12 protein-coding genes are annotated in these 10,830 nt (G+C 65.1%); 7 read left to right on the top strand and 5 right to left on the bottom strand.

Translation table 11 applies throughout. From position 1 onward, the window contains the following. The first annotated feature begins 18 nt into the window (after positions 1-18). A complete protein-coding gene (locus AC1DEZ_RS15685; RefSeq protein WP_441510574.1) occupies positions 19-1,305 on the top strand; it encodes an acyl-CoA thioesterase/bile acid-CoA:amino acid N-acyltransferase family protein in 1,287 nt (428 codons plus the stop codon). Between the two features lie 25 nt (positions 1,306-1,330). Then, on the top strand, positions 1,331-1,768 hold the full coding sequence (locus AC1DEZ_RS15680; RefSeq protein WP_441510573.1) for an SDR family oxidoreductase: 438 nt from the start codon (positions 1,331-1,333) through the stop codon (positions 1,766-1,768). Here AC1DEZ_RS15680 and AC1DEZ_RS15675 read toward each other — a convergent pair. Genes AC1DEZ_RS15675 through AC1DEZ_RS15660 form a run of 4 tightly spaced genes read right to left on the bottom strand, consistent with a single transcriptional unit; the run spans position 1,668 to position 5,955 of the window. Continuing rightward, the gene (locus AC1DEZ_RS15675) at positions 1,668-2,600 is read right to left on the bottom strand and encodes a serine hydrolase (RefSeq protein WP_441510572.1); all 933 of its coding nucleotides are present in this window, start codon (positions 2,598-2,600) and stop codon (positions 1,668-1,670) included. The two genes, AC1DEZ_RS15680 and AC1DEZ_RS15675, sit on opposite strands and share 101 nt — an antisense overlap. Before the next feature lie 35 nt (positions 2,601-2,635). Then, on the bottom strand, positions 2,636-3,448 hold the full coding sequence (locus AC1DEZ_RS15670) for an ABC transporter permease (RefSeq protein WP_441510571.1): 813 nt from the start codon (positions 3,446-3,448) through the stop codon (positions 2,636-2,638). A gap of 4 nt (positions 3,449-3,452) precedes the next feature. Continuing rightward, positions 3,453-4,388 carry an ABC transporter permease gene (locus tag AC1DEZ_RS15665; RefSeq protein ID WP_476779917.1) on the bottom strand — a complete coding sequence of 312 codons (936 nt, stop codon included), beginning with the start codon at positions 4,386-4,388 and terminating at the stop codon, positions 3,453-3,455. 40 nt (positions 4,389-4,428) lie between these two features. Continuing rightward, a complete protein-coding gene (locus AC1DEZ_RS15660; protein ID WP_476779916.1) occupies positions 4,429-5,955 on the bottom strand; it encodes an ABC transporter substrate-binding protein in 1,527 nt (508 codons plus the stop codon). A gap of 114 nt (positions 5,956-6,069) precedes the next feature. On the opposite strand from AC1DEZ_RS15660, the gene AC1DEZ_RS15655 reads away from it, so the two are divergent. From AC1DEZ_RS15655 to AC1DEZ_RS15645, 3 genes are all read left to right on the top strand, one after another. After that, on the top strand, positions 6,070-6,948 hold the full coding sequence (locus AC1DEZ_RS15655; RefSeq protein ID WP_441510568.1) for a LysR substrate-binding domain-containing protein: 879 nt from the start codon (positions 6,070-6,072) through the stop codon (positions 6,946-6,948). Further along, positions 6,945-7,820, top strand: coding sequence for a LysR substrate-binding domain-containing protein (locus tag AC1DEZ_RS15650; RefSeq protein ID WP_441510567.1), 876 nt, complete (start codon positions 6,945-6,947; stop codon positions 7,818-7,820). The genes AC1DEZ_RS15655 and AC1DEZ_RS15650 overlap by 4 nt, the downstream gene beginning before the upstream one ends. Positions 7,821-8,378: 558 nt before the next feature. Then, positions 8,379-8,669, top strand: coding sequence for a hypothetical protein (locus AC1DEZ_RS15645; protein ID WP_441510565.1), 291 nt, complete (start codon positions 8,379-8,381; stop codon positions 8,667-8,669). On the opposite strand, the gene ku (AC1DEZ_RS15640) is transcribed toward AC1DEZ_RS15645, so the two are convergent. Next, complete coding sequence (gene ku / locus AC1DEZ_RS15640) at positions 8,666-9,484, bottom strand: non-homologous end joining protein Ku (protein WP_441510564.1); 819 nt, start codon at positions 9,482-9,484, stop codon at positions 8,666-8,668. The two genes, AC1DEZ_RS15645 and ku (AC1DEZ_RS15640), sit on opposite strands and share 4 nt — an antisense overlap. Positions 9,485-9,645: 161 nt before the next feature. Here ku (AC1DEZ_RS15640) and ku (AC1DEZ_RS15635) point away from each other — a divergent pair, with 161 nt between their 5' ends. Together ku (AC1DEZ_RS15635) and AC1DEZ_RS15630 are read left to right on the top strand one after the other, a co-directional pair. Continuing rightward, positions 9,646-10,446, top strand: a complete 801-nt coding sequence (ku, locus tag AC1DEZ_RS15635; protein WP_441510563.1) for a non-homologous end joining protein Ku — start codon at positions 9,646-9,648, stop codon at positions 10,444-10,446. A gap of 79 nt (positions 10,447-10,525) precedes the next feature. Then, on the top strand, positions 10,526-10,825 hold the full coding sequence (locus AC1DEZ_RS15630) for a hypothetical protein (protein WP_441510562.1): 300 nt from the start codon (positions 10,526-10,528) through the stop codon (positions 10,823-10,825). The last annotated feature ends 5 nt before the right edge of the window (positions 10,826-10,830 follow it).

Genomic DNA, 10,830 nt, shown 5'->3' with positions numbered 1-10,830 from the left:
ACGGAGACGAAAGTCGCCATGCCCGCCGCTTTCTCCGTCAGCCCTGCGATCGACCTGATCGACGTGCCGCGCCGGATCGCCCTCGCTGGGCTACCGGTTGGCGGGGAGGTAACCATTGCAGCGGAAACGCAGCGGGGCGGTCATCTCTGGCGGGCGCAGGCCGTGTTTGCGGCGGATGCTGCGGGCACCGTCGAGCTCGATCGCGACGCGCCGCTGCGGGGCGATTATGCCGGCATCGCCGCGATGGGGCTGATCTGGGCGCAGCAAGGTGAGGGCGAGCTGTTCCATGCCGACATGGCCCGGCCGCTGGAGACCAGGCTCACCGCCCATATCGGCGGCGAGCTTACGGCGTCGGACGGCTTCACGCAGATTCTCATGGCAGAGGGCGTCACCCGGCATCCGCTTGCCGAGGATGGGCTCGTCGGCACGCTGTTCCTGCCGGCAGGCGAGGGGCCGCATCCGGCGATCATGATCCTCAACGGCTCCGGCGGTGGCATCAACGAGCCACGCGCGGCGCTGTGGGCCTCGCGTGGCGTAGCGGCGCTGGCGCTCGGCTATTTCGGCGCTCCGGGGCTGCCGCAATACATCTCGAACACGCCGCTCGAGTATTTCGCCGGAGGGCTCGACTGGCTGCGTGCCAATGTGAGCCCCCTGAACGATTTCGTCGCCGTTGCCGGGCAATCGCGCGGCGGCGAGCTTGCGCTTCTGCTGGGCGCGACTTTTCCCGAAAAAGTCTCGGCGGTGCTGGGCTATGTGCCGAGCGCCTTCGTCCATGGCGGTCAGGCGGCAGCCGACCCCGCCCCGGGGCTCGGCCGGGACGGTCCGTGCTGGACGCTCGGCGGCAAGCCGCTCGTCCATCAATGGCAGGACAACGCCACGGCGAGCTGGAAGCCCTATGACGAGGCGACTGAAATCCGCCGCAACGCCGATGCGATGCGCACCGCGCTGGGCGATCCCGATGCGATGGCCCGCGCCCGCATCCCGGTCGAGCGGATCGCCGGGCCGGTGCTGCTGTTGTCGGGCGGCGACGACGGGGCGTGGCCTTCCGATCTCTATTCGCTGATCGTGCAGTCGAGCCTGCTGGCCGCCGGCCATCCGCATGAGGTCGTCTGGAAGAACTGGCCCGAAGCCGGGCATTCCATCCTGTTCCCCTACACCCCGGCGACGCGCATCTCCCATCGCCATCCGATGAACGGAACCTCCTCGACCATGGGCGGAACGCCGGCCGCGAATGCCGAAGCGAATGCGGGCGCCTGGGCCAGCGCCTGGGCATTCGTAAAGCGTCACACGGGGTTGGGCGGTTGAGGCCAACAAATATGGAGCGTGGGCTATGCGCGCTCCAGGCCGGGCCGCGACCTCCATGAGGTCACGATCCTCATGCCAGCGGCCAGCAAGCTACTCGGCCACCAGGGCCGGGGTGATCGCGCTGACCAAGAGCACGGCCAAGGAAACGGCCTGTGACGGCATCGTCGTCACCGCCATCACCCCCGCGGCGGCTGAGACCGCGATGGCGAAGGAGATTTCCGCCGAGCGGCGCGCCGACATCCTGTCCCGTATCCCGATGGGGCGCTTCGTCGAGGTCGAGGAAGTCGCGCGGATGGTGCTCTGTCTGACGAGTGTTCCTTCTCGACCGGCGGCGTCTTCGATCTGTCAGGCGGCCGGGCAACCTACTGACCGGCGGATGCCGGCGGCATCAGCTGCCCGGCGGCGAGAGCGCCGAGCGACGGCAGGAAATCGTCGTCCTCCGCGATGGCCTCGCCCTGCGTGAAAACAGTCAAGGTGAACTCTTGCCCGCCCGGGAGGATCGCGCGAAGGGCGTCATGGCGCCGGAAATCGGCACGCTCATCGCCGAGCCAGCGCGTGCGGCCGGCCTTCGACCAGATCTGCGTGCCCGCCGGCATGCCGCCTGCGAGATATCCCGAGACCTGATAGGCGCCGCGCTTCACAAACGGGCTCGCGAGATCGCGCGCGAGCAGCGGTTCGACCGCCCGTCGCGTTGTCGTGCTCAGCGCCGAGCCATGGAAGATCTCGTGCATCAGCCGGGCCATGGCGACCGGCGTCAGGGCATTGTGGCCGCCGGGCGAGCGGTCGAGGCCGATCTTCTCGCGGCCATAGCGGAGGTCGTCCATCAGCTTCTGGTTGAGGTTGATGCCGGCGAGCTCCGGCCAACCCAGCTGGTCGAAGAAGCGATTGACGGCCTCGCGCCGCTCGCCCCAGGCCGTCATCTCGGCGCTGGAGAGGAGGGTGTCGCCGCTCGTTCCCGAAAGCAGGTCGATGACGTAGTTCGTCGCGCTGTTGGAGGACCAGAGGATCATGTCGCGCATGGCGCGATCAAGCTCCTCATGCTCGACCAATTGTCCCGCTTCCAGAGCGGCTTGCGCGGCGACCAGGAAGAAGACCTTGACCAGCGAGCAGGGATAGCTGCGCCAGCCCGCACGCAGCGCCGTACCGCGCGGCCGTTCGCCCTGCTGGCCCGGTTGCAGCAGCACGAAGCCGAACTGCTCCTCCGGCACACCGCGCTCGCGGAATGCGGCGACCGCCTTTGCGGTCAACAGCGCGCTGATGCGCTGCAGGTTTTCATCCTCGTCGAAAAAGCTCATGGCACACCTGTCGAAGGCGGGTCGGAAAGAACGGATCAGCCCTTCGGCCGAAGCGCGGTGTCGAGGCCTTCGCCGATCAGCGCGAAGGTGACGCCGGTGTAGATGATCGCGAGGCCGGGAAAGGTCGCGATCCACCAGGCGTCGAACAGGAATTGCCGCCCGTCCGCGATCATCAGCCCCCATTCGGGAGTCGGCGGCTGGATGCCGAGCCCGAGGAAGCTGAGCGAGGTCACGGCGAGGATCGTCAGCACCACGTCGGCCATGGCGTAGACGATGGCCGGATTGATCGCATTCGGCAGGATATGGGCGGCGACGATCCGCGGCGTCGTGCAGCCGAGGCTGCGCGCCGCCTGCACGAATTCGAGGTTGCGCAGAACCAGAACCTCGCCGCGCACGATGCGGGCGAAGGAGATCCAGTTCACGAGAAGGAAGGCGAGGTAAAGATTGGTCTCGCCCGGTCCGAGCACGCCGACGATGGCGATGACGAGCACGTAGAAGGGAAAGGCCCAGAAGATGTCGGTGACCCGCATGATGAAGGTGTCGACGCGCCCGCCGACGAAGCCGGAGATCGCGCCGATCATCACGCCGAGGATCGCCGGCGCGGCGACGCAGATCAACGCGACCTTGAGGTCGACATAGCCGCCGGCCAGCACGCGCGATGCCACGTCGCGGCCGAGATCGTCGGTGCCGAACCAGCTAGCCAGGGAAGGCGGCTGCAGCGTGTTGCCGTAATCGACCGCGAAGGGATCCTGCGGCGTCCAGACCTGGCCGAGCGCGACGAAACCGGCGAGCAGCGCCAGCATGCCGAGCCCGGCCATGAGGCTCGGATTGGAGCGAAGACGGTCCATCGACTCACTCCAGCCTGATGCGCGGATCGGCGAGCGCATAGGCGAGATCGGTCGCCAGATTGATCAGCACGACGAGGACGGCGAAGACGATGGTGAGCCCCTGGATCAGCGGGTAGTCGCGAGCGAAGATCGACTCGACGAACAGCGAGCCCAGGCCCGGCAAGGCGAAGACGGTCTCGATCACCACCGTGCCGCCGATCACCCAGCTCGTATGCGCGCCGAGCACCGAGATCGAACTGATCAGCGCATTGGGCAGCACATGAACGCCCATCAGCCGGCCGGTGCCTGCGCCCTTGGCGCGGGCCGTGGTGACATAGTCGGAGCCGAGCACGGCCAGGATGGCGCTGCGCAGGCTGCGGATCGTCAGCGAGGCCGTCGCGAGCGCGATGACCAGTGCCGGCAGGGTGGTGTGGTGCAGCCGGGAGAGGACATCCTCGCCATAGCCCGAGGTCGGAAACAGCGGCAGCCAGATCGCGAAGAGGATGACGAAGATCAGGCCGAGCCAGAAGGAGGGCATCGCGATCACGATCGTGAAGGCGAGCTTGATCGCGAGATCGACCGGCCCGCCGCGGCGCAGCGCCGACCAGAGCGCCAGCGGCACGGTCATCGCGACGGCGAGCGCCGTCGAATAGGCGACGAGCCACAAGGTCGCCGGCAGCCGCTCCAGCACGAGTTGCATCACCGGCCGGGCATGCACGACGGAACGGCCGAGGCTGCCTGAGCCGATATCGGCGAGGAAAAGCAGATATTGCCGCCACAGCGGCAGGTCGAGGCCGAGCCGCTGCTTCATCAGCGCGATCTCCTCCGCGCCGCCGCGAGCGCCGAGGAGGAGCGTCGCAGGGTCGCCGGGGAGGGCACGCAGCAGCAGGAAGCAGGCCAGCGTGATGCCGAACAGGACCGGCACCAGCTGGACGAGGCGCTTGATGATGTAGATCAGCATGGCAGGAGGGTGGGCCGAGGGGCGCCGGGGCGCCCCTGCCTCACTTCAGCTTCACGTCCTCGAGGCGGAAATTCGAGGTCGGAAGCACCTCGAAACCTTCGACATTGCTGCGATAGGCGTAGGAGGTGCCGGGATAGAAGAGGAAGACGGACGGCGCGCCGTCATGGGCGAGCTTGACGATCTCCTGGAACATCTTGCCCCGCTCGGGCCCGTCGGCCGTCACGCGCTCCTTCTCGTAGAGCTCGTTGAGGCGCTCGTTCTTCCACTCGGTATGATAGGCGTTGGCGCGCTCGGGGTTGACGAGCAGGAAGCCGACGAGCTGGTCCGGGTCGATCGTGTCGCTGGTCGCATAGGCCACGGCCATCTCGTAGTCGCCGGCCTTCGTCGTGGTCCAGTGGGTGCCGCCTTCGACGAGGCGGATATCGGCGGTGACGCCGATCTGCTTCAACGCGGCCTGCAGGGCCTGGCCGAGCTGACGATGCAGCGGCTTGCTGGAATCGACGAGCAGCGAGGTCTTGAAGCCATCCTTGTAGCCGGCTTCCGCCAGCAGCGCCTTCGCCTTGGCAACGTCGTGCCCATAGGGCTTCAGGCCCGGATCCGCATAGGCCATCGGCGGCATCGGCGAGTTAGAGACCTTGCCGGTGCCGTAGAGCAGCGCCTTGAGCAGCCCTTCCTTGTCGATGGCGTAGTTGAGGGCCTGCCGGACGCGAACATCGTCGAACGGCTTCTTCCGGGTGTTCATCAGCACGAAATCGGTGCGGAAGACGTTGGCTACCGCCGTCTTGATCTTGCCGTCGCGCCCTAAGCCCTGAAGCTGGTTCAGCGGGATGTCGATCGCTGCGTCGACTTCGCCAGCCTGCAGCTTCAGCACGCGGCTGTTGCCCTCCGGGATGACCATCAGCTCGGCCCCGTCGAGGTCGGGCTTGCCGGCCTGCCAGTAATTCGCATTCTTTTTCAGCGAGAGGCCCTGGCCCTTGTTCCAGGCCGCGACCGTGAACGGGCCGCTGCCGATCGGCTTTTCGAAGAACTTGTCGCCAGCCGCCTCGAACGCCTTCTGCGGCAGGATCGCCGAAGAAAACAGGGCGAGGTTGTTGAGGAGCGGCGTGAACACCTTCTTGAGCTTGAGCACGACGGTGCGGTCGTCCGGCGTCTCGATCGTGTCGATGCCGGAGAAGAAGCGCTTCCAGCTCGAAGCATCGCTGCCGGCGCGCTTCAGGGAGAAGGCGACGTCGGCCGCCGTGACGGGCGTGCCATCCGAGAACTTCGCCTCGCGCAGCCTGAAGCTGTAGGTCRTGCCGTCGKCRCTGACCTKCCAGCTCTCGGCGAGSCCRGGCTCGAGCTTSGTGGCRTCCTTGCTCGGSCGSAGCAGSGTGTCGAARATCAGSAGYTGSGCGWAGATSGARGCGTTGTCGCTGGTCGCGATCGGATCGAGCGAGACGAGGTCCTGCGTCTGCGCCAGCCGCAACGTCCCCTTGGCGAAGGCAGTGGAAGGCGCTGCCACCAGAGCGGGGGCACCGAGTGCGAGCGCCAGCGCGCCGGCCGAAAGCAACGAGCGAAACTTGGTCATGCCGATCCCCTGATTCATTGGCCGCATTGCGGCGGCGGCTTGCATCCTTCCATAACGACAACTAGTCCTTCCAATGAAACATTCGGCAAGATCATCAACCGTCTGGAATACTCCATGAAGCTGGGCTCCCTGCTGGCGGTCGACATCTTCGTGAGGCTCGGCGGAACGGGCGAGGCGGCGCAGGGTCTGGGCATCAGCCAGTCCGCCGTCATCAAGGCGCTGCGGCAGGCGGAAGACGAGTTCGGGCTCAGCATTGCCACGACCATCCAGGGCCGGCTGGTGCCGACGCCGGAAGCACAGTCGCTGGTCGGGCGCGCTCAACCGCTCTTCAGCGTGCTGCGCCGCGCCCGACATGAGGCGGACATGATCCGCGTCGGCATGGCCGACCGGCTGAGGGTGGCGACGGTCCCGGGGCTGGCCCATAGCATCCTGCCGCCGGCCATCACCCGGACGCGCCGGGACCTCGGCGAGGCCGCCGCGGTCGAAATCATGTTCGACCATGTGCGCGAGCATCTCGGCGCCGGCGAAGCCGATCTCGGCATCTCCTATGGGCCGATGGCGGCGGAGGAGATCGAGGACGTAGCTCTCGGGCACAGCCCGCTTGTCTGCGTGCTCTCGCGAAGGCACCGGCATGCCGGGCGCACGGTACTGTCGCGGGGCGATCTCGAGGGCGAGCGCCTGATCAGCTACGGGCCTGATGGCGTGAGCGCCTCCGACAGCTTCCAGGACGCGTTGATCGGCGCGGGGCTGGCCGGTCGCGTCGCAATCACGGTCCGCCACACCGACACCGCCTGCCATCTGGCCCGCGAGGGCGTCGGCATCGCGCTGGTCGATGGCTTCGTCATCAGCAGCAACCTCGTCGAGGGCCTTGCCGCCTTGCCGCTGGAGCAGAGCCCGCTGGTGACGGCCTTCGCCCATTACCGGCGGGGATCGCTGCTCGATAGGGCTGCCCGGCTGCTCCTCGCGCAGCTTCAGGAACGCCCGGCTCCATGAGACCGTTCACGCCAGCCCACGCCGCCGTGCTCCGTGCGGTGCACCGCTTCGGCACCACGGTCGAGGCCGCGCGCCAGCTGAACCTGACGCAGTCCGCGATCAGCAAGATCATCGCGCGCAGTGAGGCGAGCCTCGGGGTCGAGGTCTTCGAGCGGCGCGAAGGCCGCCTGAGCCTGCGCCTGGAGGCCAGTGCCCTGATGGTTGCCCTCGATGCGGTCGACCAGGAATGGCGCGCCTTGCGGAACGCCGCGGCCAGATTGCGCGCCGGCCAGGAAATGCCGCTGCGCATCGCCTCCACGCCGAGCATCGGCCATGGCATCATCGCCCGCGCCCTGCGCCGCCTGACCGACGAATACCCCCAGGCGCGCGTCGAGCTGATCATGGGCGATGCTCCGACGGAACTCTCGCGGGGGACGGCCGATATCGGCCTGATGTTCTCCCCTCGTGTCACCGACGATATCGCGCTGACACCGCTCGCCGGCGGCTCGATCATCGCTCTGGTGCGCGAGGATGATCCCCTCGCCGGACAGGGCACGGTCAACCTGCACCAGCTCAAGACGCGGCGCATGATCTGCTTCGATCGAGAGAAGTCGCCGCTCGGCTGGCTGATCGCTCAGGCCTATGAACGGGAAGGGCTCGACTATGCGCCCTTCATAACGGTTCCCTACAGCATCTCGGCGGCGCATCTGCTCGCAGAGCCCGGCGATGTCACGCTGATCGACAGTCTGCTGACACAGGCGCAGCGCTTCGATGGTCTGGCCCAGCTTTCGCTTCAGCCCGAGATTCCCACCACGATTTGCCTGATGACCGTGCGCAGCAGGCCGCTCTCGCAACTGGCCGCCCGCTTCGTGGAAATCGTTCGGCAAGGATGATCATCGCGGCGATTGCCGAGTTGACTGCGCTCGTGCAAGGAACTGCAGCCTCGCAGCAAGCGGGTGGCGGAACCTCGCATCGCCGAGCGGGTTGCTGTCATCATCAGTGCGTTGTGTGAGGTGCGAAATGGTCGCTTTGAGGAAGGCTGCGGGGCCGCCCGCGCGCCGGCCCATGCCCGCAAAGCGCGAGCTGTATCGGGAGCGCTGCGAGGACGAATACGGCGACCACTACACCGTCATCGTCTGGCGTGACTGGCCAGGTCTCTCCATGACGTCGTACACGCTCAAGGACGGAAGCCCGGTTCGCTATGAAGATGAAAGCATCTTCTCTCTCCCATCGGGAAAGCTTCTGATGCGATGTATGCGCTGATTGAATGGGTATTTCGGCGGAAATACAAACATTGGACGAGTCGATGTGATCGTCATGTCGATGTTAAATGTGTTGATATCGGCTGATATTCTGTCTCAGAATTTATTGTTGATGTAAGTTTTGCGAGCTTTCCATTTGGCGGAGCGACTCGGCAACGGCCTGTTTCAGATTTCGAGGTTAGCTCAGCGATGACCGATCTCAATCCTCCAGAGGCAGAACTCATCGCCCGGCTTCTGGAGATCATCGCGAGGGAGGGGCTCGTAAAATCCGAATTGCTGGAGCCGCATGCGGCAATCGATGAGATCGGTCTCACTCTCGACGACCTGACCCTGATCGGCAATGTCATCGAACGCGAATTCGATTGCGATATGGTGCCCGACGAAGAAATGCAGGCGTGCAAGACGGTTCGCGAACTCGTCATGTTGATCGGGCTAAGGCTCCAGGCCGCCTCTCGGGCAAGCAAGGACGACGAGGGTTAGGCCGCCTTTCCCTGAGCTTTTCGCCTTGATGGAGCCCGGTCAGGTGCCGCGCTGGCGCGGAGCGCTTCCATGAGGTCGACGACCTTGGGAGACTTCATCTTTTTCGCGATCCTGACTGGCTTGCCTGCCAACTTCGCCTTCACCAGCTGGGCGAGAGCCGCCTCATACCTGTCGTCGAACATGGCCGGGTCGAACTCGCCTCGCTTGGTCTCGATGATGTGCTTGGCGAGATCGAGCATCTCCTTGCGAATCTTGAGCTTTGGAATCTCGTCGAAGGCTTCCGAAGCCGAACGCACCTCGTAGTCGAAGTTCAGCGTATGGGCGACGAGTCCTGGCCCCTGTGCGCGAATCATCAGCGCGCGGTAGCGACGGAACAGAACAGCATGCGCGAGCGCGCCGACCTTGCTCGCTCGAAGAGCTTCCCGGATCACCGCGAAGGCCTCGTCGGCAATCTGCCCCGCGGGCGCCAGATAGTAGGGCTTGTCGAAGTAGATCGTGTCGATGTCGGTGCAGGGGATGAAAGCGGCCACCGCCAGCGTCTTGTCGCTTTCCGGCACAGCCTTCGCGATTTCGTCCGATTCGATCTCGACATAGCGGTCCTTGTCGATCTCGAAGCCCTTGATCTGGTGATCCCTATCGACAGGCTCGTCGGTAACGGGATCGATGAACTCGCGCCGGAGGCGATGGCCGGTGTCGCGGTTGATCATGTGGAACGACACGCGTTCGGCCGTGCTGGCGCCGGTATAGAGCGCGACCGGGCAACTGATCTCGCCGAACTTCAGGTAGCCCTTCCAGTTCGCCCGCACCGCAGCCATGGCACCCACTCCTGACGCAACACCGTCGATTCAATGCATCCGCCGAAGGCAAGTTCCGCCGCGCCGGACCCGTTTCGGATGCCCGGCCAAGTTCCGCTGCGCCGGAACCGTTTCGGATGCCCGGCATTGATCCGCAGTTTCGTTCGCGGAGTCGCGTCGCCATGCCCGCTCGGACCTATTGGAAGGGCTACCTCAAGCTGTCCCTCGTGACCTGCCCGGTCGCCATGACCCCTGCGATGTCGGAGGGCGAAAAGGTTCGTTTCCACACTTTGAACCGCGATACCGGGAATCGTGTCGTCAGCCGCTATGTCGATGCGGAGAGCGGCAAGCCGGTAGACACGGAAGACCAGGCCAGGGGTTACGAGGCGGAGCCCGGTCGCTTCGTCGTGATCGAGGACGAGGAGATCGAGGCGGTCAGGCTCGACACGGTCCGTACCATCGATATCGACAAATTCGTGCCGAAAGACTCGATTCCCTGGATCTACCTCGACAGTCCGCACTATCTGGTGCCTGACGACGAGGTGGCGATCGAGGCCTTCTCCGTCATCCGCGATGCCATGGCGGCGGCGAAGATGGTGGGCATCTCCAGGGTCGTGCTTTACCGGCGCGAGCGGGCCGTGATGCTCGAGCCGCGCGACCGCGGAATCGTCGTTTGGACGCTGCGCTACGGGGACGAAGTTCGCGACGAAAAAGCCTATTTTTCCGATATCGAGAAAGACAAGCCGGAAGCGGAACTTCTGAAACTCGCGCAGAAATTCATCAAGGCCAAAAGCGAAGACTGGTCGCCGGAGATGGTTAAGGATCCCGTCCGGGAGCACCTGCTGAAGCTGATCGCGTCGAAGAAGCGCCGGAAGGGCGCGAGGGTTTCGGCCAGCCGCGACGACGGGAGGCCTGCCAACGTGGTGAATCTGTTCGATGCCCTGAAGAAGAGCCTGCAAGGCGACAAATCTCTGCGAAGTTGAATTCAAGCGGAACAGAATCAGCGGTCCGATCGTTCTAAGTATATCCGCGGCTGAGCCGCGAATATCGAGGTGTCCGAATATGAAGAAGTTTTTGATCGCGTCGCTGATCGCGACGTCGACGACGTTTGGTGCGTTTGCTCAGACTGCTACCACTTCCCCAGTTCCGTCGCCGAAGGGCGACGCGGACAAGAATGCTCCGCTCCCCGGTGCGAATAGTTTCACCGAGGGCCAGGCCAAGAGCCGGCTCGAGGCCAACGGCTATTCGCAGATCGGTCCCCTGACCAAGGATGCGGACGGCGTTTGGAAGGGCAGCGCTTCCCATGGCGGAACGAAGGTGAATGTGACCGTCGATTACCGCGGCAACGTCACGCGCAAGTAAACCGG

This window comes from Allobosea sp. 10L422, assembly GCF_056395345.1.
The sequence above is the reverse complement of the archived record's forward strand: the minus strand, read 5'-3'. Positions and strand labels throughout refer to the sequence as shown.

Excerpts from the sequence above, each read along its gene's own strand:
- AC1DEZ_RS15680 (WP_441510573.1), top strand. The coding sequence starts at position 1,331 with ATGCGCGCTCCAGGCCGGGCCGCGACCTCCATGAGGTCACGATCCTCA.
- AC1DEZ_RS15665 (WP_476779917.1), bottom strand. The coding sequence starts at position 4,388 with ATGCTGATCTACATCATCAAGCGCCTCGTCCAGCTGGTGCCGGTCCTG.
- AC1DEZ_RS15685 (WP_441510574.1), top strand. The coding sequence starts at position 19 with ATGCCCGCCGCTTTCTCCGTCAGCCCTGCGATCGACCTGATCGACGTG.
- AC1DEZ_RS15645 (WP_441510565.1), top strand. The coding sequence starts at position 8,379 with ATGACCGATCTCAATCCTCCAGAGGCAGAACTCATCGCCCGGCTTCTG.
- ku (WP_441510563.1), top strand. The coding sequence starts at position 9,646 with ATGCCCGCTCGGACCTATTGGAAGGGCTACCTCAAGCTGTCCCTCGTG.
- AC1DEZ_RS15650 (WP_441510567.1), top strand. The coding sequence starts at position 6,945 with ATGAGACCGTTCACGCCAGCCCACGCCGCCGTGCTCCGTGCGGTGCAC.
- AC1DEZ_RS15630 (WP_441510562.1), top strand. The coding sequence starts at position 10,526 with ATGAAGAAGTTTTTGATCGCGTCGCTGATCGCGACGTCGACGACGTTT.
- AC1DEZ_RS15670 (WP_441510571.1), bottom strand. The coding sequence starts at position 3,448 with ATGGACCGTCTTCGCTCCAATCCGAGCCTCATGGCCGGGCTCGGCATG.
- ku (WP_441510564.1), bottom strand. The coding sequence starts at position 9,484 with ATGGCTGCGGTGCGGGCGAACTGGAAGGGCTACCTGAAGTTCGGCGAG.
- AC1DEZ_RS15655 (WP_441510568.1), top strand. The coding sequence starts at position 6,070 with ATGAAGCTGGGCTCCCTGCTGGCGGTCGACATCTTCGTGAGGCTCGGC.
- AC1DEZ_RS15675 (WP_441510572.1), bottom strand. The coding sequence starts at position 2,600 with ATGAGCTTTTTCGACGAGGATGAAAACCTGCAGCGCATCAGCGCGCTG.